We start from the raw sequence: 20,149 nt of genomic DNA, 5'->3' as shown, positions 1-20,149 counted from the left end.
CGGTGGCTTCCGCGAAGTGGCTTCTGGAATTCACCTCGGAATCCAGTGGGAATCCACCCTGCGGCGGCAACTAACGCCTTGTTTTATTGACTGAAACGGCGCTCGGTTGGCTCAGGTGGATTCCGGGTGGATTCCCCGGTGAAAACGCCTGACGCTGGCAAACTTCCGCGCTGCGCCCCCCCGAATACGGACAGCGCCGGGGAGGAACCGAGGCAGGGGGTAGTGCTGGAGGATCTAACCGGAAGAGCGCCTGAGCAGGTCTGTTCTCCGGGCGCTCGTCTTCGATGCTTGGTGTATGAGTCAAGAGGGGCACGAATGTCAAACTGTTTTGTTGCCGATCTGTTCGCAGCCTGTCCGGGGCTCCCACGGTTGCGGTTTCGGCATCGCATCCGTCACCTCGATGCTGCGCAGCATGCCGCCCTCGCGCAACCCGTCGTGAACCCAGTCCAGCGCCCGCCACCAGTGCTCGTAATGCCGGTGCGCCGCAGCGATCTGATCCGGATGCGGCGAGAAAGTGACCGGGCAGGCGCGAAGTTCCACCGTCCGCCACTTGCCGCGTGACAGGACGCGGGTCGTGCCGACGGCGATGGTGATCGAGCGTTCGCCATGCTGGTTGCGCTTCATCTCCACCGGGACACAGCGCGGCACAGCGCCGGGCATCCAGTCCGGCGTCATCCCGGCGCGGGCCAGCTCGGCGATGCGGATCGCCATGCGCAGCCCGCCCAGCGAGGTCGGCAATCCTGCGACGCATGCGGCGATGACCTCGGCATCCTCGTGGGTGGAACTGTCGGGCTTGTACCGCCCGCCATCGATCCGGCAGCCCAGCGCGGCGCGCTGCATCAGCACGTATTCGAGGCCGAAGCCAGCGCTATCGCCACGTTCCGGGTCGGGTGGCTCGGGCAGGTCCAGCCGGGCCTTCTCGGTCCGAAAGGCCCATTCCAGCACCTGCTGGACGCCCAGTGCGCGTTTGGTTCGAGTGGGTCGACCGTCTTTGGTTGGGAAGCTGGGATGAACCGTCACAGCACACCCCGCGCTTTGAGCCGTTCAGCCGTCACCAGCCCGCGCTCCAGCATGGCATTGCGCACGGTGTTGGAGATGGCGTTGGACGGCAGATAGCCATCCCCGTTCACCAGCCCGGCATAGAAATCCGCGATTTCGTCCATGCTGGCGCGCGGCGCGTCTGCTGGCTTGCTTCGAGGCTTGCGACGCTGGCCGTCGGTGCTGGGCGCAGGATTGCTGGAAGCGCGTGCCGCCCGTTCCATGACCCGGTCCAGCGCTCTTGGACCGTCCGGTGGATTGGGGTGGGTGCTGCGGCTGTCCCGGGCCGTGGCGACGATCCGGTCCTCGGTCAGGCCGAGATCGGTAATCCAGCGACGGACATGTTCGCGGGGTGGCCAGCCCTGCCACCAGCCCGGAAGGGCGGCATCGGTGTCCAGACCGAGGGCGTCGAGTAGCTTCCCGAAAAATTCCTCAAATCGATCATCGCGTGCTCGCGCGTCCTCCTCCTCCTTTACTGGTTCCCTTAATGGTTCTCTTACAGGGTTAGTGTCCGGAATTCGGACACGGAAATCGCCATTTTCCGGACACGGCTCTGCCCCAAATCCGGACACGGCTCCGTGTGCAGATTCCGGACACGGGTTGACAGCATTGGCCGACAAAGGACGACATTCGCCGTCAGAATCGTCGCCCGAAAACCCGGGAAAATCGCCATGTCCGGAATTCGGAGATGGGTCCGAATTCGGGTGATCGAAGCCGTCCTCGAAGCCGAGAATGTAGCGGGTCGGCTGCTGGCGTTTCGTCACCGGATCGACGCTTGCACAGCGCCGGATCAGACCGGCCCGTTCCAGTTTCCGCAGATGGTCGTTCAGGGCCGAGCGGCTGATCTCGCAATCGGCGGCCAGCCGCGCCTGTGTCGGAAAACAGCCGAAATCGGGATTATGGCGGTCGCAGAGATGCCAGAGCACGATCTTGGTCGCGGGCTTCAGACCGCGTTGCAGGATCGCCCAGTTGGTCGCGAAATGGCTCATGCGCAGGCCCTCCGGCGCGGGTTCATGGCCTGCACCCGGGTGGTGATGCCGTGATCGGCAAGTGCGCCCAGCGCATCCTCGACGGAGCGCACCAGCGCCCAGCCAAAGCCCTGGGCTTTCACCATGTCGCGAAACGCTTTTTGTGACGGGCTGAGCCTGCCGGACGGGCTTTTGACCTCCAGAAACAGCACCTGACCGCCCGCGAGAATGATCAGATCGGCGAAGCCAGAGAAGACGCCCATGCCGGTCAGGATCGCCTGGCGCTGCCGTGCGGCATTGCCACTCGACCCGACCTCATTGGCGGAGTGGTGGATGATGGCATCGCGGGGCAATACGATCCGCAAGGTGTGGACGATGGCGCGCTGGATTTCGGCCTCGGGCGTGCGGCGCGTCATGCGTCACCGCCTTTCGGCCTACGGTTTGATACGGCAATCAGCAGACCAGCGAGAGCCACGGCCTCGCCGCGTTCCCGCGGGTCCGGGCTATGCGCGGCGATGGCGCGGCAAGCGAGGATGATCAGGCTGTCCGGGTGATGGACGAAATCGACGACGATGCCGCGCGCCTCGGTCAGGCGCTGGGCGGGCCAATCAGCAGGGGAGGGCGCGACCGATGCGCTGTTGGTGACTGCATCAGCAAGCTGGGTCATGGCGTTCATTTCCGCCCCCGCGCCTTACTGGGCTTCGCCTCTGCGACCCGCGGCATCTCCTGCGACTGCAGCCAGTCCTGCACCACGCTCATCCGATAAAAGATCTTGCGACCGGCGCGGACACAGGCCGGACCTTTCCGCCGCCGCTCCCAGCGCCCCAGCGTGTCGACCGTGAGACCCAGCTCCTGCGCCAGGTCGTAGCGGCTGATCCAGCCGCGCAGCAGGCGCGGTTCAATTGCCGGTTCCGCACTCATGGGTTGTGTCATGCTCTTGCCTCCATCTTGCATCGCCCGAACCGGGCGGCTGACGGGGAGAAGAACAATCACATCGAAAGCACCGGCGGGGAGGCGGAAGGTGGCGTAACCTCGCCGGAGGTTATGCCACCCCATGTTTTGCTGGGTTTGGCGTAACTCAGGGCGAAGGACAGTGATTCGGCGCCGGGTCTGAACGCCGTCGAAAGCCGTCGAAACCACAACCGGCAGAACCGGTTCTGCCGGTTGCCGCTAACAGTTTCTGCCGTTGCTGGCCCCGGAACATGTCAAGAACAAAGAGTTCGTTTTCCACAGCCAAATGCTCTTGCCAAATCGCGCCCCGGTGGTGAAGAAATCCGCCCAATCACGCCCGATGCGGTCGATCAACGCGGAGTTCCCCGTAACTCCGCGAACGGCGGAGCTGTGTCCGGGCGCGAGGTCAATGAAGGCAGGTGCCTGCGTCCTGATAACGGGTCGTTGGACATCGAAAGCAGGGAGAGCAGGGAACATGACATTGCCGCAACGCACGTTTTTCACGGTTCAGGAGGTGACGATCCGCTGGGATTGCAGCCCTTACGATCTGGCGGGATGGGCGATTGCCGGCAAGCTGGACATCGTCACCGCGATCGAACCGATCGAACAGGGCGGCGAGGTACTGGCAGGGCTGGTCGTCGTGCCGGTGGCCGATATTCTCAGCATGTTCAGGCGGTGGGACAATGGACAGGCCTCACGGAGCATCCGGCGGATCCGCGTGCCGGGACAGGAGGGCTGGACCATGATCGCCGATCCCTTGCACCACATCGAAGTGGAACTGGCCGATCTGATGGTTCTGGCCGATGAGGTCTATCAGTTCGAACTGTTGAATGGCATGGCGAACCGCTGGACCGACCCGGGCGGTGCGCCATCACGATATGATTGGGAGGGGCTCTATGTCGCCCTGATCCGGCGCGTTCATTTCCACGGTCTACCGGCGACGCAGGCCGAATGGATCGCGGACGCGCAGGCATGGTTCGCCGAAAAATCCCGAAATGGCGAGGTGCCGGACGAAAGCACCATCCGGCGCAGGCTGGGACCGATCTGGAAATCGCTGCAGGAGGATGGCTGAAGGCAGAGCGCGGCAGCGTCCAGCGCAACGGCAATGTGGTGGATCAGGCGTTCAGGCGCTCTTCCGCGCTTGCTCCCCAGCATCATGCACCAGCACCGGCTTCGGCCGGAAGGCGCTGGCCACGGCATCGACCCCGGCGCGCAGCGGCGAATCCATCAGATGGGCGTAACGTGCCGTGGTCTGGGTCTGGCTGTGACCCAAGAGCTTGCCGATCATCTCCAACGAGGCGCCGCCGCTGACCAGCAGCGAGGCGAAGGTATGGCGGAGATCGTGGATGCGGACATCGGGAATGCCGACCTGCTTCTGGATCTGGTGCCAGAAGCGGCGGATTTCCTTGACCGGCTGACCGGGCACGTCACCGGGAAACAGAAACGGGCAGCCGCGCGGCACCAGCAATTGCCGCTGTCGAACGATGGCGGCGGCTTCATCCGAGATCGGCAAGCGATGAATCTTCCGCTGCTTGGTCATGCTGGCGGGTTTGGACCAACTCAGGTGTTCGAGATTGAAATGCTCGAACCGCGCCTGCCTGACCTCGCCGACACGCGCGCCGGTCAGCATGCAGAGCCGGATGATATCCGCCGCGCGCCGGTCCTCGGCTGCGTCCAGCGCGGCGGCGAGCTTGCGGATCTCATCTTGGCTCAGAAAACGCTCGCGCGGGTTCTCGATCCGGCGGCGAAAGCCCGAGGCCGGATTGTCCTCGCGCCAGCCCCAGCTTTGCGCATAGGTGAACATTTTTCGGAGCACTTCGCCGACACGGTTGGCGCGCACCGGCGTGGGCTTCGATCCCTGCAGCTTCCGCGCCCGGTTGTTGGGCTTGGCCTTATGCGGCCGGGACCGTCCCTCGGCGATCCGGTTCAGCAGCTTTTCCACATCATAGGGGGTGATCTCGGTCACCAGCCGGTTGTTCCAGTCCGGTCCGACCAGCTTCGTCAGCATTGACCGCTGATCCGACGCGTTGGTTTTCGCCAGATTGGGCAGATGCACCTCGGCATAGCGTTCGACGAGATCCTTGAAGCGGGGCGCGTCCCGTCCATCCTCCTTCGTGCCCAGCGGATCGCCGCCGGCATCGATGTCGCGGCGCAGTTCCTTGGCCCGTTCCCGCGCCGCTGCCGTCGACCATTCCGGCCACCGCCCCAGCGTCATCCGCCGCTGCCGCCCGGCATGTCGGTAATCCAGTGTGAAGGCCCGGTTTCCGGAACGGTAGATGCAGATGGCAAATCCCCGCACCTCACTGTCGAAGATCTGATAGTCCCGGCCCGGTTCCGGTGCCGCCTCGCGCACCGATTTCTCGTTCAACCTCAATCGCTTCACCATGCCCAGTGCCTCCTACTTGCATCCCACATGAGGCTCAGCCTCGCGCGCATGGCAAGTCATACATCGCCGGTCAGACCGGCGGGGAGGCGGAAGGTGGCAGAACCTCGGGGGAGGGCTGCCGGTCAATGGCTCTGAAGGGAGAAACCTACACCCTCTTTTGATTAAACCGTGAATTGCAACGAGAGCCTGTCCTGCGTATTGTCAAGCTAGTTTCATCGGTTCCAACTCAACCACATGATGTGCCGCGCGATATATTCTCTGCTTGTTGTCCTGCTCGTGTTCGCGGGCGTGACGCAGCATGGGCAAAGTGCTGGCACAGCCGGACTGTCGGCCGATCACGTTGTCGCTTCGATCAGCCATCCCGGTGACAAAGGCGGGCATGAGCACGGCTCTCCGGGGGCAACCTCTCGGCACGATATGACCGATGCCTGTGCGATTGTATGTGTCGGCGCACCTACGCCCTGGCTTGCTGCCGCGCAACTTGCGCCTGTTGAGACAGAGCATTCGCTGAAATGGCACTCTATATCGGAGACACGTGAGGGCCTTCTGGTCGGCCCCGGATACCGCCCTCCGAAATCCATCTGAACACTTGCTTGCCGCACCTTTCAAGGTGCCGAACATGGTTCGCCCTACGGGGTCTGATGGATTATTCATATGACTTGCACACTGAATCGCCGCGGCTTTCTGACCGCATCCGCTGCCATGGCCGCAGCTTTTGCCATCCCGCGCGCGGGCTTTGCTCAGCCAGCCGCGCTGGCATTGCAGGCAACGACGCGCACGCTTGACATCGATGGCCGCGCCGCCACGGTTTTCGGGCTGATCAACGGCAACGGAACACCCGGGCTTATTCTGGACCCCGGCCAGCGTTTCCTGCTGGACCTGACCAACGATCTGACCGAGCCGACGATCATTCATTGGCATGGACAGATCCCGCCGAACGCGCAGGACGGCGTTCCCGATATGCCGATGCCGCTGCTGCAGCCAGGAGAGACGCGTGGCTATGATTTTGAGGCCGCAGCAGGCACGCACTGGATGCACAGCCATGTGCCCATTCAGGAGATGCAGTTACTGGCCGCACCCCTGATCGTCCGCCGCCCCGGGGATCTGCGAGTTGATCGGCAAGAGGTCACCATGTTCCTGCATGATTTTTCCTTCCGCTCGCCGGAAGAGGTGCTGGACGAAATTCGCTCGGGAAAGGGGCATGAAGAGGCGGCCGAAACCGAAATGCCGCAGGCAAACGATCCCAATGTCGGCCATGAAATGGGTGGCGGTATGGCCATGAACGGGATGTCGGAAATGGGCGGCATGTCCATGCCCGGCATGAGCGGGATGCAGATGGACCTCAACGATTTCGATTTCGACGCTTATCTGGCGAATGACCGCACCCTGGGCGACCCCGAGGTCGTGCAGGTGGAAAAGGGTGGCCGCATCCTTTTGCGGGTCATCAATGGGGCTGCTGCCACGGTGTTCTGGATCGACAGCGGCGAGGTTCCAGGCCGGCTTGTCGCGGTGGATGGCCAGCCGGTGCAGCCCTTGCCGGGAACACGCTTCGGTCTGGCCATGGGTCAGCGCCTGGATATCGAACTTGACCTGCCCGCCGGTGGCGGCGCCTGGCCGATCCTTGCTCTGCGCGAAGGCGCGCATGAGCGCACCGGCCTTATCCTTGCCACTTCTGGCGCCAACGTGCCGGTCATTCTCGGAATGGCCGACGATGCGGCACCTGCATTCGATATCGACCTTGCGCAGGAAGCCGCCTTGCGGGCCGTTGCTCCGCTGACGGAACGTGCTGCCGATGCCTCACCCATGGTGATGCTGGGCGGGCAGATGCAGCCCTATCGCTGGACCATCAATGACCGTGTGTTCGAGGACCGAATTCCGGTTGCGGCCAAATCGGGTCAGCGGGTCGAGATCATGTTTCACAACATGTCGATGATGGGCCATCCGATGCATCTGCACGGCCATCATTTTCAGGTCGTCGCCCTCAATGGCAAGCGGTTCGCCGGTGCTTTGCGCGACACGGTCTATGTGCCGCCCATGTCAATGGTCACGGTGGCGCTGGATGCGGGCGAGGCGGCGGAGTGGATGCTGCATTGTCACCACATGCCGCATCTTGCCAGCGGCATGATGACGACTTTCGCGGTCTCGGCGTGAGGGGGGAAGCACCATGTATCAGCGACGCATGATCCTGACCCTGGCGCTCGCGGCCCCGACGATGGCCATTGCTCCTCGTCTGGCGTGGGCCGGGCATTCGCTGCCACCCGAGTTCCGCAGGCAGCTTGAACGTGACGCGAATGCCCCGATCTTCGGCAATCCTGACGGCGATGCAACTTTGATCGAGTTCTTCGATTACAACTGCCAATTCTGCCGCGCGATGATGCCGGTGATCGATGCGGTTCTCGCAGCTGATCCCGGGTTGCGGATGGTGATGCGGGAATGGCCGGTCTTTGGCGAGGGTTCGGTTTTCGCGGCCCGCGCAGCGCTGGCTTCGCGCAAGCAGGGCCGCTACGCCGACTTTCATCGCGCCCTGATGGGGCAGAAACCCCGGGCTGAAAAGGCCGGTGTCCTGCGTGTTGCGCGATCTATAGGGTTGAACACCCAGCAATTACAGCGCGACATGGACAGCCCGGAGATTGCTCAGCATATCCAGCAGTCCAATGGGCTGGCCGAGGCGATGGGTTTGGCCGGCACACCAACCTTTATAGCCGGATCAGATTCGCGCTTTGGAGCGATTTCATCGTCGGAACTGGCCGAACTGGTCGCGGCCTCGCGCCGGAACTGACAAATTTCACGAAAGGACAACGTCATGGATCATTCTGATCAACACAACAGCCACGGAAGCCTGAGCGGCGGAAGCTATGGCCGTTTTGCGGCGATGATCGTCACCTCGACGGTCATCATGTTCGGGTTGATGTATCTGAACACCTGGGCGATCGATCACGTCTTTTTCAGCCAGACCCGGATGTGGATGGCGCTCTACATGGGCGGTGCCATGGCGCTGATCATGTTGGCCTTCATGCTGGGGATGTATCGCAGTCCGCGTGCCAATTTGATCGTCGCGGGCGTTTCGATTCTGGCATTTGCGCTTGGCCTGTTTCTGGTCCGCAGTCAGGCAACGGTCGATGATACCGCCTGGATGAAGGCGATGATTCCGCATCATTCCATTGCGATCCTGACATCCACCCGTGCGGATATCTCGGATCCTCGCGTCCGGGCGCTGGCGGACAGCATCATCGAGGCGCAGACTCTGGAAATCGCGGAAATGAAGGCGCTGATCGCCGATCTGGAAGGCGGGCCAGCGGCGACGCCAGAGGTCGATGGGCGCTGAAGATACGGCACGGCAATCGCAGAAGTCGCTGCGCTTGCCGCTTCCATCTGAAGATACAAGGAAAGGACAAGGAGCAATCACATGCTGACACGCAGACATTTCATCCGCACGACGACGGCGCTGTTTTCGGCGGCCGCCGCCACGCCGGTCATGGCCTCAACCTGGCCCGACGCGGCGCAAAAGGCCGCTTGGGATGCCGAGGTCGAGGCCGGTGGTCCCAATCCCTGGGGACTGCACGCGCGTTACCTGCCGCAGCGAGTCACTGCGAACGCAGGGCTGGTGCCGGGCGACATTCATGTCGATGCGGTGGCCCGATACCTTTATCACATCGAAGAGGGCGGCACGGCGATGCGTTACGGCGTGGCCATCGGCAGGGGCGATCTTTACGAGCCGGGCACTTATACGATCAAGCGCAAGGCCGAATGGCCGCATTGGACCCCGACGCGCAACATGATCGAGCGCGAACCCGAGGTCTATGCGCAATATGAGGACGGCATGGAACCCGGCCCTCGGAACGCTCTGGGTTCGCGTGCGCTGTATCTCTATCTCGGCGACCGCGATACCTATCTGCGCATTCACGGCACGCCGTTTCCAACCTCGATCGGCAGCCGCGCCAGTTCCGGCTGCGTCCGCATGGTCATGGCCCATATCAACGGGCTCTACCCGCGGGTCCAGATCGGTTCGACCGCCTATCTCTATTCACCGGAGGGCAGCGTGACAACGATAAGCTAGTCTGCTGCCCTCCGGCGATCCTGATGGGTCAGACCGGTTTTGCGTTGCAGATTTGGTTGCCATTCGCGGCCCGCAGCGGCACCAGCGTCGTTTCGACCGGACCTGCGTGGTAGTACCAATAGCAGTCATCCGCCGGGTCGAGGCGCGCCGTGGTCAGGTCCTGGTTAGGGCCGGCAATGGCGACGACCTCGTTTGGGATCGGATAGGGCGAGGCCTCCTCGGCGGCGATATCGGGCGTCTGGGCTGCGCATCCGGCGAGGATGAGGAGCGTCAGGACGATGGCGGCGGTTCTTTTCTGCATGGGAAACTCCTTGGCTATGGTGGTGATGCGCCGGGGTGTCACGGCGCGCTGTCCTTGGTAATGCGGCTCTGGATTGCGCCCTCGCGTTCCGGCCAGGTAGATTTGATATAGGCCAGAACGGCGGCAATTTCGGCGTCACTCATGACATCGCCGAAACCGGGCATGTCGCTTTCATAGCCATCCCCGACCACGGCGGCGGTGCCGTGACGGATGATCTGTTGCAGCAGCGCGTCGGCATGATGCCAGGTGTGGCCGGTCTCGTCATGCGGGGGCGCCGGATAGCGGCCATTTGCGAGCGGGGTCTGCCAGTCCGGCTGGCCTTCCAGATCGGCGCCGTGGCAACTGGCGCAGTTTTCGGCGTAGAGCCGCTGGCCAAGCGTTATCACGGCCTGATCCTGCGCGGCTGTTCCGGTGGCCCCGCTGCCGCGCCATAGTATCAGGATCGCAGCGGCCAGACCGGCCGCTGCGACGAGGATGAGTGCGTAGCGCGTCATCTGCTACCCGTCCAGCGGAAAGGCGCGCCCATCGCCGGCAATGCCGCCCCAGGCGATGACCTCGGCGGTGGCCTCGACCTCGCCGCCCATTCCCGGCGATCCGGCGGGCATCCCCGGCACGGCGATTCCGGTAATATCGGGGCGCTGTTCCAGAAGCTGCCTGATGGCCGCGAAGGGCACATGGCCCTCGACGATATAGCCGACAATCCGGGTCGTGTGGCAGGACCACAGGTTTTCGGGCACAGCGGCGTCACGCTTCATGCCGACATAATCGCCGGTTTCGGTCGTCTCGACCTCGAACCCCGCCTCGATGGCCAGATCGGCCCAGGCGCCGCAGCAGCCGCAGCCGGGGTCCTTGGTGATGCTCAGCAGGTTCGGCTTTTCGTCCGAGCCGGTGGCGGCAAAGGCAAGGGTAGAGGTTGTCGACAGCATCGCCGCGACCGCCAGGATCGCCCCGCGACGCGAGAAATTGGGATTGCTCATATCTGATGTCCTTCAGGATATTGCGCGCCGTAGGGGCATTCGCCCCTCTCGTGGCGCAATTGATCAGCTTGCAGGCCCATCGGGCCAGGCGGCGTCAGAGAGCAACGGGTCGCGGAGGGGGCAGCGGCAAACGCGGCCTGGCGGATTTCATATCCTGCAACGCGGGAATGTGCCGGATGCGGCGTGGCAAACGGGCCGCGTTCGGCGTGACTTCGGCATGGCCGATGGCGGCACAGGCTGTGCAGTCGCCATGCTGAGAGTCCGGCTGTGGGGTACAGCATTCATGCGCGGCCGGCGGCACGGATGTTTCGGCTATCGAGGCCGTCTGCGACGCTTCCGCCGTTGCGGCGCCGGTCAGGGCCAGCGGCATCGTCACCGCCAGCATGACAGCAAGCAGGGCCGACAGCAGGAACCGCATCAGTCGCGCACCTTGTCCATCAATTCAACCACCTCACGGAACATCACCCTCTGCCGGTCCTGATCGCCAGATTGGATCGCGTCTTCCATGCAGCTTCGCGCATGATCCTCGATCAAAAGGCGCTCGACCCCGCGCAGGGCCGAGCGGATGGCGGCGGTCTGGTTCAGGATATCGACGCAATAGCGCCCGTCCTCGACCATGCGCGACACGCCCTGCACCTGACCGTTCAGGCGGGAAAGCCGCTTCAGGATCGCGTCTCGGTTCTGCTTGTCATGCGCCAAGGAGGGCTCCGAACTTCAACATCTGCAGCTTGTGCTATACCCTCAAGGGGTATAGAGCAAGTCTGATATACCCCCTATAGGTATCTGCCGGGAGAGAGTCATGGACCACAAGCACGATCATTCGCATAGGCATCACGATCACGGGACACACGGTGGCGCACCGGCACAGGCTGATCCCGGTAAGGCCATCGACCCGGTTTGCGGCATGCAGGTGACGATCAAGCCCGAGGCACGCCAGCGCGACTATGAGGGACAGACCTTCTATTTCTGCTCGGACGGTTGCCAGTCGAAGTTCGACGGCGATCCGTGGTTCTACGCCTCGGGCGCGGCGGTCAAGGTCGAAAAATCCGCCCCGGCAGGCACGCAGTGGACCTGCCCGATGCATCCCGAGATCGTCCGCGACGAACCTGGCGCCTGCCCGATCTGCGGCATGGCCTTGGAGCCGATGATTCCCTCGGACGAGCCCAGCCATGAACTGACCGATTTTACCCGGCGGCTCTGGGTCAGCGTGGCCGCCGCCGTGCCGCTGTTGATCTTGACCATGGGCGAGATGGTGGGCTTTCCGGTCCGCGACTGGATCGGGCACCGCACCGCCGCTTGGCTGGAATTCCTGCTGGCTACGCCCATCGTGCTGTGGGCGGCGCGGCCCTTCTTTCAGCGCGGGCTGGATTCCTTCAAAAACCGCTCGCCGAACATGTGGACGCTGATCTCGCTGGGGGTCGGCGCGGCCTATCTCTATTCGCTGTTTGCGACCTTCCTGCCGGGCATCTTTCCCGAAGAATACCGGATGGGCGGCATGGTCGGCACCTATTACGAGGCTGCCGTGGTCATCGTTGCCCTGGTCTTTGTCGGACAGGTTCTGGAACTCAGGGCGCGGGAACGCACCGGCGATGCGATCCGGGCGCTGATGGATCTGGCACCCAAGACGGCGCGGCGCATCCTGCCCGATGGCAGCGAATATGACGCGCCGCTGGAAAACATCGTGGCCGGGGATCTCTTGCGCGTGCGTCCCGGAGACAGCGTGCCGGTGGATGGCGAGGTGGTCGAGGGGCGGTCGTCCTTAGACGAAAGCATGATCACGGGCGAGCCGGTGCCGGTCGAGAAGGTGCAGGGCGATCGCGTGACCGGCGGCACGATCAACAAGAACGGGACGCTGGCGATCCGCGCCACAGATGTCGGCGCCGATACGGTTCTGTCGCAGATCGTCCAGATGGTGGCCGGGGCGCGGCGGTCCAAGGCGCCGATTCAGGGGCTGGCTGATCGGGTCTCGGCAATCTTCGTGCCGGCGGTGGTGGTGATCGCCATCGCGGCCTTTGTCGTCTGGCTGATCTTCGGTCCCAGCCCGTCCTATGTCTTTGCCGTCGCATCTGCGGTCTCGGTGCTGATCATTGCCTGTCCCTGTGCGCTTGGGCTGGCGACGCCGATTTCCATCACCACGGCAGCGGGACGCGGCGCGCAGGCCGGCGTGCTGGTCAAGAATGCCGAGGCGCTGGAACTGATGGCCGATGTCGATACGCTGATCGTCGACAAGACCGGCACGCTGACCGAAGGCAAGCCTGCACTGACCGATGTGACCAGCTTCGGCGATGTGCCCGAGGATGAGTTGCTGGCCGCCGCCGCCGCGCTGGAACGCGCCTCCGAACACCCGCTGGCCGAGGCAATCGTCGAGGGTGCCAAGGCGCGTGGGCTGAGCCTTGGCAATGGCGAGGAGTTCGAGGCCGTAACCGGCAAGGGGGTGATTGGCAAGGTCGATGGACGCGATGTGGCGCTTGGCAATAACGCGCTGATGACGTCGCTTGGCATCGACTGCGACACGGGCGAGGAGACCGCCGACCGCCTGCGCGGCGAGGGCAAGACGGCGATGTTCGTGGCGCTGGATGGCAGGCTGGCGGGGCTTGTCGCCGTTGCCGACCCGATCAAGCCAACGGCCGAGGCGGCGATACGTGACCTGCATGATCTGGGAATCAAGGTGATCATGGCAACCGGCGACAATGAACGCACGGCGCTGGCCGTGGCCAGCCGGTTGGGCATCGACGAGGTCCGCGCCGGGATGCTGCCCGAGGGTAAGAAGGACCTGATCGACGGGCTGCGCGGCAAGGGGGACAAGGTCGCCATGGCGGGCGACGGGGTGAATGATGCGCCAGCCCTTGCGGCGGCGGATGTGGGCATCGCAATGGGCACCGGCGCCGATGTGGCGGTCGAAAGCGCCGGGCTGACCCTGCTGGGCGGCGATCTGACCGGCATCGTCCGCGCCCGCAAGCTTGCCGTGGCCACCATGCGCAATATCCGCCAGAACCTGTTCTTCGCCTTCATCTACAACGCCGCCGGCATCCCGGTGGCGGCGGGGCTGCTCTATCCGATCTTTGGCCTTCTTCTGTCGCCGATGATCGCGGCGGCGGCCATGTCGCTGTCCTCGGTGTCCGTCATCGCCAACGCGCTACGGCTGAAACGGGTCGATCTGTGACACAGCAGGCCATGTAACATTGCAAAGACAGCATTGCGAAGATCTGAAACTCCCACCATCAGTGGCGCCTATGCTCGATATAGTTGCAATACTTGGCCTTTGACCAAGGTTTCCCCCTCCCCGTTGAGTTCATGTGTCGCGCTCGATTTGGGCGGCGCCGATTGCATTGAAGCCGTTCCCGCCTCACCTGAGGGGACTTGATCCCGGTACTGGCCGCCATCCCGTTCGCCTGCCGCTGTGGCTGGAGGAGTTGATGAAGTTCACCCTGCTGACCCGCGACCGGGCTGACTATCCTGTTGATCGCTTCTCCGAGCGCAAGGAAAGCGCGGAGGCCCTGACGCGGCGGGTCAATCTCTCGGCCTCGACCTAGTGCACACTGCGACCGGTGGACGCAGAAGTCCGCAGGGGTGAGCCTGCGCGAATGGATGGAGTGGCCCGATCAGGCTGCGTCATAAAAACTTCACTGGACAGCATTGTTAATTCCTGTATTCCGGAATTATGGAAAGAAACAGCGCCGCCCATGCATTCGCCACCCTCGGTCACCCTGACCGCCTCGCCGTCTTCAGGCTGCTGATGCGCTTTGCGCCTCGTGGCGTGCGCCCGACCGAGATTGCCGAGGCGCTAGGTCTGAAGGCCAATACGCTGTCGCACCATCTCTCGGACCTTGCGTCGGCAGGGCTCGCGAGTGTCGAACGGCGAGGGCGGTCACTCTTCTACTCCGCGAACCGCCAACTCACCGAGGCGCTGATCGACTATCTCGCGCTAGACGTAGGCCGCGCCCGACCTGACCTCATTTCTCCCTCCCTGTCGGCTCAGAAGGATCCCGCCATGGACGATATCGACTTCGACGTGCTCTTCATCTGTTCAGGAAATTCCGCCCGCTCGATCTTTGCCGAGGCCCTGTTGCGCGATCTTGGCAAAGGGAAGTTTCAGGCCTTTTCGGCCGGCACCCGCCCCAATACTGCGCTGAATCCCTTCGCGCTGGAGGTGCTTGAGCGAAATGGCCATGACACCTCAAGCTTGCGATCCAAGCATGTGTCCGAGTTCCAGCAGCCTGACTCCATCGTCATGGATTTCGTCTTTACAGTTTGCGACACATCCGCCGCCGAGGAATGCCCGCCATGGCCCGGCCAGCCGATTACCGGCCATTGGGGCCTGCCAGACCCGGTCAAAGCCATGGGTACCGACGCCGAAAAGGCACTGGTCTTCGCCCAGACCTATGGTGCGCTGCGTCGCAGGATCGAAACGTTCATTTCCTTGCCCTTCGCAAGCCTTAACCGGCTATCGCTGCAAAACCGCGTCGACGCCATCGACACCGAAGCCCTCAAGAAAGACTGAGATCATGCCCCGTATCGCCCTCAACGGCCTTGGCCGGATCGGCAAACTTGTCTTGCGCGACCTTATCGATACAGGCGCAGGTGGCGACATCGTCCTGCTGAACGATCCTGTCGGCGACGCCGAACAGCACGCGTTGCTGATGGAGTTCGATTCGGTCCATGGTCGCTGGCGCACGCCGGTTGCCGCCGCCGAGGGTGCGCTGGAGTTGAACGGAAAACGCATCAGGCTGACCCATGAGAAGACCATCGAGGCTTTGCCGCTGGCAGAGCTTGGTGTCGATCTGGTGATCGATTGCACAGGCGTCTTCAAGACAGCGGCCAAGGTCGCGCCTTATTATGCCGCCGGGGTGAAGAAGGTCGTCGTCTCTGCCCCGGTCAAGGACGGCGGGGCGCTGAACCTTGTCTACGGTGTCAACCATGATCTTTACGACGGATCGCAGAACCTTGTGACGGCGGCCTCCTGCACGACGAACTGCCTCGCGCCGGTGGTCAAGGTGATCCACGAGAACCTTGGGATCAGGCATGGCTCGATCACCACGATCCACGACGTGACCAACACCCAGACCATCGTCGACCGCCCCGCCAAGGACATGCGCCGCGCGCGGTCCGCCCTGATGAACCTGATCCCGACAACCACAGGTTCGGCCACCGCGATCACGCTGATCTATCCCGAGCTGAAAGGTCGCCTGAACGGCCATGCCGTGCGCGTGCCGCTGCTGAACGCGTCACTGACCGACTGCGTGTTCGAGGTTGAGCGCGAAACCACCGCCGAAGAGGTCAACGCCCTGTTCAAAACCGCCGCCGAAGGGCCGCTGAAGGGCATTCTGGGGTTCGAGACGCGGCCGCTGGTGTCCTGCGATTTCACCAATGATCCTCGCTCGTCCATCATCGACGGGCCGTCGACCATGGTGATCAATGACACGCAGGTGAAAATCTACGCCTGGTATGACAACGAATGGGGCTATTCCTGCCGACTGGCCGATATCGCCCGCATGGTCGCGGGGACGATGTGAGCGACGTGACTGCCTCTGCGAACCCCTTGCGCGCCTATGCGGCGGTGACGGCGGCCTATTGGGCCTTCATGCTGTCGGATGGCGCGCTGCGGATGCTGGTGCTGTTGCATTTCAACGCGCTTGGCTTTTCGCCCGTGCAACTGGCCTGGCTGTTCCTGCTTTATGAGGTCGCGGGCATCGTGACCAACCTTGCCGCAGGCTGGCTGGCGGCGCGGTTCGGCTTGGCGGCGACGCTTTACGGCGGGCTGTCGCTGCAGATCGGGGCGCTGGTCGCCCTGGCGCAGCTTGACCCGGCCTGGTCGATCGCGGCCTCGGTCGCCTTCGTCATGGCGGTGCAGGGCGTCTCGGGCGTGGCCAAGGATCTGGCCAAGATGTCGTCGAAATCTGCGGTGAAACTGCTGGCCCCGACCGAGGACGGAGGGCTGTTCCGCTGGGTCGCGGCGCTGACCGGATCGAAGAATGCCGTCAAGGGTTTCGGCTTCTTCCTGGGTGCGGCGCTGCTTGGCCTTGCCGGGTTCGAGACGGCGGTGTGGAGCATGGCGGCGGTTCTGGCGGTGATCCTGATTGCCGTTGTGCTGTTTCTGCCTGCGGGTCTGCCCGGGCGGATGAAATCCGACGAGAGCTGGTCCGGCTGGCGGTCCAAGGACATCCGCGTGAACCGTCTGTCGCTGGCCCGCATGTTCCTGTTCGGCGCGCGCGATGTGTGGTTCGTCGTGGGCATCCCGGTCTATTTCCAGGCGGTGCTGTCTGACGGCACGGCCGAGGGCCGGCGCGAGGCCTTCTTCCTTGTCGGCGGCTTCATGGCGCTCTGGATCATCGCCTATGGCGTGGTGCAGGGTTTCGCACCGCGCCTTCTGGGGGGCAAAGGGCAGCCCGAGGCTGAGACGGTCAACAAGGCGGTCTTCTGGTCCGGGCTGCTGGTGCCGGTGCCCTTTGTGCTTGCCCTAGCCGCATGGGTTGCGGGCGGGCCCGCCCCTTGGCTGACGATTCTGCTGGTCGTGGGACTTCTGGTGTTCGGCTTTATCTTCGCGGTGAACTCCTCCGTGCATTCCTACCTGATTCTCGCCTTCGGATCGGCCGAGCGGATCACCCGCGACGTGGGGTTCTACTATATGGCCAATGCCGCCGGCCGCCTGATCGGGACTTTACTCTCGGGCGTCAGTTTTCAGCTTGGAGGCCTGCCGCTCTGCCTTGCCACCTCCGGGGCGATGGCGCTTGCCAGCTGGCTGGCCGCCCGCCGCCTCAGGGCCGTCTGATTGCCAGGAGCGCGCGCGTGGCCAGCGCGCCAATCCCGGCGGTCACATATAGCGCCCCGAGCCCCCAGACCGAAAGCGCCATCCCGAAGATCAGCGGGGCGGCGGCCTGCAACAGTCGAGCCGGGGTCTTGAGCGAGCCGAGTCTCTGCCCGCACTCTGAGGCGTCGAACAGCGCCAACCAGCCCGAAAGCCGAGCGCGGCATAACAGTCGCGCCGTTTCGCCCACGAGAACAGCCAGACCGGCCGACCGGCCGCTTGCGCCGCCATGGCATTGCCGGAAAAGAAAAGCATGAGATAGGCGGAAAGCAGGGTCAGCGCCGCCCAACCGAAAGCGGAAATCACGGCGTCACGCCTCGCGCTCGGGATCGAAGCGCAACAGGCGCAAAGCGTTCAGCGTGACCAGAACCGTCGCCCCGGTATCGGCCATGATGGCGATCCACAGACCGGTAATCCCCAGAACCGAGGTCACAAGAAACACCGCCTTCAGCCCAAGCGCGATGGTGATGTTCTGGCGGATATTTCCCATGGCCGTGTGGGCAAGGCGGATCAGTGCGGGGATGTCGGTCACCCGGTCGCGCAGGATCGCGGCATCGGCCGTCTCCAGTGCCACATCCGTGCCCGATCCCATCGCGACACCGATGCTGGCCTGCTTCAGGGCCGGAGCGTCGTTGATGCCGTCCCCGATCATCATCACGCCGCCTTGCTCGCCCATTTCACGGATCGCGGTTAGCTTGTCTTCGGGCATCATGTCGGCCCGAAACTCCATGCCCAGCCCGCCAGCGATTGCTGCCGCCGTGCGCGGATTGTCCCCGGTCAGGATCACCGAACTCACGCCCATCGCGGTCAATTGGCGAACCGCCTCGGCCGCATCCTGTCTTGGCTCATCGCGCATGGCGATCAGGCCGAGCGGGGTCTTTTCGCGGAAGACGGCGACGGCGGTCTTGCCATCTTCCTCTAAGGCCGTGGCCAGTTGCAGGTCAGACGGGTCGATCCCGCCATTTTCCAGCGCATAGCGCGGCGAGCTGACCCATGCCGAGGCGTCACCCACCGTTGCGACCACGCCTTTGCCCAGCAGTGCTTTCGCATCGCGTGACGGCAGCGCTTCGATGCCTGCCTGGTCGGCCTTGGTCAGGATGGCGACGGCCAGCGGATGGCTTGATCCGGTTTCGACCCCCGCCGCCACGGCCAGCAGCTCGGCCTCGGTCGTCGCGCCGAAGGTGACAACATCCGTCACCACCGGGCGCCCATGGGTCAGGGTGCCGGTCTTGTCGAAGGCGACGCGGGACACATTGGCCGCCGCCTCGATCACCGCACCGCCCTTCATCAGCATCCCGCGCCGGGCGCCCGTGGACAGCGCAGAAGCGATCGAGGCCGGCACCGAGATGACCAGAGCGCAGGGGCAGCCGATCAGCAGCAGCGCCAGTCCGCGATAGATCCAGGTGTCCCAGGGTTGACCGAAGGCCAGCGGCGGCAGCAGAACCACCAGAGCCGCGACGGTGACGATGGCGGGCATATACCAGCGGCTGAAGCGGTCGATGAAGCGTTCGGTCGGCGCGCGCGCGACCTCGGCCTCTTCCACCAGCCGGATGATGCGGGCGATGGTGTTATCCTCGGCGGCCTTGGTGACGGTCACGCGCAGCGCGGCCTCGGTATTGATCGAGCCGGCGAAGACCGGATCGCCCGGACCCTTGGTGACGGGAACGCTTTCGCCGGTCACCGGGCTGTCATCCACGCCCGAAGTGCCCTCGGCGATCTCGCCATCTGCCGGGATGCGGTCGCCCGGACGGACAAGCACCATCTGCCCGACGGCAAGGCTTGATGCCGGTACTTCCTGCGCTGTACCATTCACCAGCAGAAGCGCAGTCTTGGGCACCAGATTGGCCAGTGCCCGGATGCCATCGCGCGCCTTGCCGGCGGCCACACCCTCCAGCACCTCGCCGACCGCGAACAGGAACACGACCAACGCCGCCTCTTCCGCAGCATCGATGAACAAGGCGCCAATGGCCGCGACCGTCATCAGGCTTTCGATGGTGAAGGGCTGGCCCAGACGCAGGGCCGCAAAGGCGCGTTTCGCAATCGGGGCCACGCCGATCAGGCAGGCCGCGACAAAAGCCCATTTGCCGATCTGCGGCGCCAGCAATTCGATGATCCAGGCAGAGCCCAGCAGGATCGCCGTGAAGATCACCAGCTTGCCCTTGCTGGTCTGATACCATCGCTTGCCGCGGTCGGCGGGGTCGTCATGCACATGGCCTGGGCTGCCATGACCGCTGTCGTCCCGCGCCACTGCGGTGGTGCCACTGCGGTCATGGCTATGGTCGGCATGATTCTGATCATGACCATCTGCCGACGAATCGCTCATGACGGGCATGACGAAGTCCTTCTTCGCCCCTGCCGCACGCGGCGTGATTCCATAGCCAAGCGATTTCACCACCTTTTCGACTCTGTCGCGGCCGGTCTGCGTTTCGTCCAGCGTTAGTCGCAGCCGTTCCGACATGATGCCGATTTCAACGCCGCTGACGCCTGGCAGACGTGTCACGGCATCCTTGATCTTGGCCGCGCAGGATCCGCAATCCATGCCGGAAACAGTCCAGTCGCAGGCCGTTCCGCTGTTGGGATCTGTCGTTGTCATGTCACTATCCTCGCCCCGGATCGGGGAATTGCCTTCATTGATTCGCGAACCTAATGTCTCTAGCAACTAGAGC

Annotated in this window: 21 protein-coding genes and 1 pseudogene; 10 read left to right on the top strand and 12 right to left on the bottom strand. The window is 63.7% G+C overall.

What is annotated here, in order from left to right:
* Positions 1-318 precede the first annotated feature (318 nt).
* Genes JHX87_RS08310 through JHX87_RS08290 form a run of 5 tightly spaced genes read right to left on the bottom strand, consistent with a single transcriptional unit; the run spans position 319 to position 2,927 of the window.
* On the bottom strand, positions 319-1,020 hold the full coding sequence (locus tag JHX87_RS08310; RefSeq protein ID WP_271885669.1) for a hypothetical protein: 702 nt from the start codon (positions 1,018-1,020) through the stop codon (positions 319-321).
* Entirely contained in the window at positions 1,017-2,027 is a 1,011-nt protein-coding gene (locus tag JHX87_RS08305) for a helix-turn-helix domain-containing protein (RefSeq protein WP_271885671.1), read from the bottom strand. The genes JHX87_RS08310 and JHX87_RS08305 overlap by 4 nt, the downstream gene beginning before the upstream one ends.
* Positions 2,024-2,422: a VRR-NUC domain-containing protein gene (locus JHX87_RS08300; RefSeq protein WP_271885672.1), complete on the bottom strand. Its 399-nt coding sequence runs from the start codon at positions 2,420-2,422 to the stop codon at positions 2,024-2,026. The genes JHX87_RS08305 and JHX87_RS08300 overlap by 4 nt, the downstream gene beginning before the upstream one ends.
* Positions 2,419-2,682, bottom strand: a complete 264-nt coding sequence (locus JHX87_RS08295; protein WP_271885673.1) for a hypothetical protein — start codon at positions 2,680-2,682, stop codon at positions 2,419-2,421. The genes JHX87_RS08300 and JHX87_RS08295 overlap by 4 nt, the downstream gene beginning before the upstream one ends.
* Positions 2,679-2,927 carry a helix-turn-helix transcriptional regulator gene (locus JHX87_RS08290; RefSeq protein WP_272833915.1) on the bottom strand — a complete coding sequence of 83 codons (249 nt, stop codon included), beginning with the start codon at positions 2,925-2,927 and terminating at the stop codon, positions 2,679-2,681. Before JHX87_RS08290 ends, JHX87_RS08295 begins: the two co-directional genes overlap by 4 nt.
* A gap of 505 nt (positions 2,928-3,432) precedes the next feature.
* On the opposite strand from JHX87_RS08290, the gene JHX87_RS08285 reads away from it, so the two are divergent.
* On the top strand, positions 3,433-4,029 hold the full coding sequence (locus tag JHX87_RS08285) for a hypothetical protein (RefSeq protein WP_271885677.1): 597 nt from the start codon (positions 3,433-3,435) through the stop codon (positions 4,027-4,029).
* A 51-nt stretch (positions 4,030-4,080) separates the two neighbouring features.
* On the opposite strand, the gene JHX87_RS08280 is transcribed toward JHX87_RS08285, so the two are convergent.
* On the bottom strand, positions 4,081-5,343 hold the full coding sequence (locus JHX87_RS08280) for a tyrosine-type recombinase/integrase (RefSeq protein ID WP_271885679.1): 1,263 nt from the start codon (positions 5,341-5,343) through the stop codon (positions 4,081-4,083).
* Positions 5,344-5,997: 654 nt separating this feature from the next.
* Between JHX87_RS08280 and JHX87_RS08275 the strand changes: the two genes are divergently transcribed.
* The 4 genes from JHX87_RS08275 to JHX87_RS08260 all read left to right on the top strand — a co-directional run bounded on the left by JHX87_RS08275 (position 5,998) and on the right by JHX87_RS08260 (position 9,400).
* Positions 5,998-7,494 (top strand): multicopper oxidase family protein, encoded by a 1,497-nt coding sequence (locus tag JHX87_RS08275; RefSeq protein WP_271885681.1) that lies wholly within the window; start codon positions 5,998-6,000, stop codon positions 7,492-7,494.
* Positions 7,495-7,522: 28 nt separating this feature from the next.
* Positions 7,523-8,122, top strand: coding sequence for a DsbA family protein (locus JHX87_RS08270; protein ID WP_271885683.1), 600 nt, complete (start codon positions 7,523-7,525; stop codon positions 8,120-8,122).
* Positions 8,123-8,146: 24 nt separating this feature from the next.
* Positions 8,147-8,668: a DUF305 domain-containing protein gene (locus JHX87_RS08265; protein ID WP_165455780.1), complete on the top strand. Its 522-nt coding sequence runs from the start codon at positions 8,147-8,149 to the stop codon at positions 8,666-8,668.
* Positions 8,669-8,749: 81 nt separating this feature from the next.
* A complete protein-coding gene (locus JHX87_RS08260; RefSeq protein ID WP_271885685.1) occupies positions 8,750-9,400 on the top strand; it encodes a L,D-transpeptidase in 651 nt (216 codons plus the stop codon).
* A gap of 28 nt (positions 9,401-9,428) precedes the next feature.
* Here the strand turns inward: JHX87_RS08260 and JHX87_RS08255 are convergent, their stop codons facing one another.
* The 5 genes from JHX87_RS08255 to JHX87_RS08235 all read right to left on the bottom strand — a co-directional run bounded on the left by JHX87_RS08255 (position 9,429) and on the right by JHX87_RS08235 (position 11,377).
* Positions 9,429-9,701 (bottom strand): hypothetical protein, encoded by a 273-nt coding sequence (locus JHX87_RS08255; protein ID WP_271885686.1) that lies wholly within the window; start codon positions 9,699-9,701, stop codon positions 9,429-9,431.
* A gap of 38 nt (positions 9,702-9,739) precedes the next feature.
* Positions 9,740-10,195 (bottom strand): c-type cytochrome, encoded by a 456-nt coding sequence (locus tag JHX87_RS08250; RefSeq protein ID WP_271885688.1) that lies wholly within the window; start codon positions 10,193-10,195, stop codon positions 9,740-9,742.
* Between the two features lie 3 nt (positions 10,196-10,198).
* Positions 10,199-10,678 (bottom strand): DUF411 domain-containing protein, encoded by a 480-nt coding sequence (locus tag JHX87_RS08245; protein ID WP_271885690.1) that lies wholly within the window; start codon positions 10,676-10,678, stop codon positions 10,199-10,201.
* A 94-nt stretch (positions 10,679-10,772) separates the two neighbouring features.
* Positions 10,773-11,096 carry a hypothetical protein gene (locus JHX87_RS08240; RefSeq protein WP_136650133.1) on the bottom strand — a complete coding sequence of 108 codons (324 nt, stop codon included), beginning with the start codon at positions 11,094-11,096 and terminating at the stop codon, positions 10,773-10,775.
* Positions 11,096-11,377, bottom strand: coding sequence for a metal-sensitive transcriptional regulator (locus JHX87_RS08235; protein ID WP_036702648.1), 282 nt, complete (start codon positions 11,375-11,377; stop codon positions 11,096-11,098). Before JHX87_RS08235 ends, JHX87_RS08240 begins: the two co-directional genes overlap by 1 nt.
* A 100-nt stretch (positions 11,378-11,477) precedes the next feature.
* Here JHX87_RS08235 and JHX87_RS08230 point away from each other — a divergent pair, with 100 nt between their 5' ends.
* The 5 genes and pseudogenes from JHX87_RS08230 (at position 11,478) to arsJ (ending at position 17,447) form a co-directional block, all read left to right on the top strand.
* Complete coding sequence (locus tag JHX87_RS08230; protein ID WP_271885695.1) at positions 11,478-13,841, top strand: heavy metal translocating P-type ATPase; 2,364 nt, start codon at positions 11,478-11,480, stop codon at positions 13,839-13,841.
* Between the two features lie 241 nt (positions 13,842-14,082).
* Positions 14,083-14,211, top strand: a pseudogene (locus tag JHX87_RS08225) (arsenical resistance protein ArsH); the annotation flags it as partial.
* 128 nt (positions 14,212-14,339) lie between these two features.
* Positions 14,340-15,179 (top strand): metalloregulator ArsR/SmtB family transcription factor, encoded by an 840-nt coding sequence (locus JHX87_RS08220; protein ID WP_271885697.1) that lies wholly within the window; start codon positions 14,340-14,342, stop codon positions 15,177-15,179.
* A gap of 4 nt (positions 15,180-15,183) precedes the next feature.
* Positions 15,184-16,191, top strand: coding sequence for an ArsJ-associated glyceraldehyde-3-phosphate dehydrogenase (locus tag JHX87_RS08215; protein WP_271885699.1), 1,008 nt, complete (start codon positions 15,184-15,186; stop codon positions 16,189-16,191).
* A gap of 68 nt (positions 16,192-16,259) precedes the next feature.
* Complete coding sequence (arsJ, locus tag JHX87_RS08210) at positions 16,260-17,447, top strand: organoarsenical effux MFS transporter ArsJ (protein ID WP_272833929.1); 1,188 nt, start codon at positions 16,260-16,262, stop codon at positions 17,445-17,447.
* A gap of 346 nt (positions 17,448-17,793) precedes the next feature.
* Here arsJ and JHX87_RS08205 read toward each other — a convergent pair whose 3' ends face one another.
* Positions 17,794-20,076, bottom strand: coding sequence for a heavy metal translocating P-type ATPase (locus tag JHX87_RS08205; protein WP_271885704.1), 2,283 nt, complete (start codon positions 20,074-20,076; stop codon positions 17,794-17,796).
* Positions 20,077-20,149 lie beyond the last annotated feature (73 nt).

The organism is Paracoccus fistulariae (assembly GCF_028553785.1).
Taxonomy (GTDB): domain Bacteria; phylum Pseudomonadota; class Alphaproteobacteria; order Rhodobacterales; family Rhodobacteraceae; genus Paracoccus; species Paracoccus fistulariae.
This window is presented reverse-complemented; position numbering and strand designations above follow the sequence as displayed.

What these genes read in the sequence shown, in the direction of transcription:
- JHX87_RS08305 (WP_271885671.1), bottom strand. Translation starts at nt 2,027, where the DNA reads ATGAGCCATTTCGCGACCAACTGGGCGATCCTGCAACGCGGTCTGAAG.
- JHX87_RS08300 (WP_271885672.1), bottom strand. Translation starts at nt 2,422, where the DNA reads ATGACGCGCCGCACGCCCGAGGCCGAAATCCAGCGCGCCATCGTCCAC.
- JHX87_RS08295 (WP_271885673.1), bottom strand. Translation starts at nt 2,682, where the DNA reads ATGAACGCCATGACCCAGCTTGCTGATGCAGTCACCAACAGCGCATCG.
- JHX87_RS08290 (WP_272833915.1), bottom strand. Translation starts at nt 2,927, where the DNA reads ATGAGTGCGGAACCGGCAATTGAACCGCGCCTGCTGCGCGGCTGGATC.
- JHX87_RS08285 (WP_271885677.1), top strand. Translation starts at nt 3,433, where the DNA reads ATGACATTGCCGCAACGCACGTTTTTCACGGTTCAGGAGGTGACGATC.
- JHX87_RS08280 (WP_271885679.1), bottom strand. Translation starts at nt 5,343, where the DNA reads ATGGTGAAGCGATTGAGGTTGAACGAGAAATCGGTGCGCGAGGCGGCA.
- JHX87_RS08275 (WP_271885681.1), top strand. Translation starts at nt 5,998, where the DNA reads ATGACTTGCACACTGAATCGCCGCGGCTTTCTGACCGCATCCGCTGCC.
- JHX87_RS08270 (WP_271885683.1), top strand. Translation starts at nt 7,523, where the DNA reads ATGATCCTGACCCTGGCGCTCGCGGCCCCGACGATGGCCATTGCTCCT.
- JHX87_RS08265 (WP_165455780.1), top strand. Translation starts at nt 8,147, where the DNA reads ATGGATCATTCTGATCAACACAACAGCCACGGAAGCCTGAGCGGCGGA.
- JHX87_RS08260 (WP_271885685.1), top strand. Translation starts at nt 8,750, where the DNA reads ATGCTGACACGCAGACATTTCATCCGCACGACGACGGCGCTGTTTTCG.
- JHX87_RS08255 (WP_271885686.1), bottom strand. Translation starts at nt 9,701, where the DNA reads ATGCAGAAAAGAACCGCCGCCATCGTCCTGACGCTCCTCATCCTCGCC.
- JHX87_RS08250 (WP_271885688.1), bottom strand. Translation starts at nt 10,195, where the DNA reads ATGACGCGCTACGCACTCATCCTCGTCGCAGCGGCCGGTCTGGCCGCT.
- JHX87_RS08245 (WP_271885690.1), bottom strand. Translation starts at nt 10,678, where the DNA reads ATGAGCAATCCCAATTTCTCGCGTCGCGGGGCGATCCTGGCGGTCGCG.
- JHX87_RS08240 (WP_136650133.1), bottom strand. Translation starts at nt 11,096, where the DNA reads ATGCGGTTCCTGCTGTCGGCCCTGCTTGCTGTCATGCTGGCGGTGACG.
- JHX87_RS08230 (WP_271885695.1), top strand. Translation starts at nt 11,478, where the DNA reads ATGGACCACAAGCACGATCATTCGCATAGGCATCACGATCACGGGACA.
- JHX87_RS08220 (WP_271885697.1), top strand. Translation starts at nt 14,340, where the DNA reads ATGGAAAGAAACAGCGCCGCCCATGCATTCGCCACCCTCGGTCACCCT.
- JHX87_RS08215 (WP_271885699.1), top strand. Translation starts at nt 15,184, where the DNA reads ATGCCCCGTATCGCCCTCAACGGCCTTGGCCGGATCGGCAAACTTGTC.
- arsJ (WP_272833929.1), top strand. Translation starts at nt 16,260, where the DNA reads ATGCTGTCGGATGGCGCGCTGCGGATGCTGGTGCTGTTGCATTTCAAC.
- JHX87_RS08205 (WP_271885704.1), bottom strand. Translation starts at nt 20,076, where the DNA reads ATGACAACGACAGATCCCAACAGCGGAACGGCCTGCGACTGGACTGTT.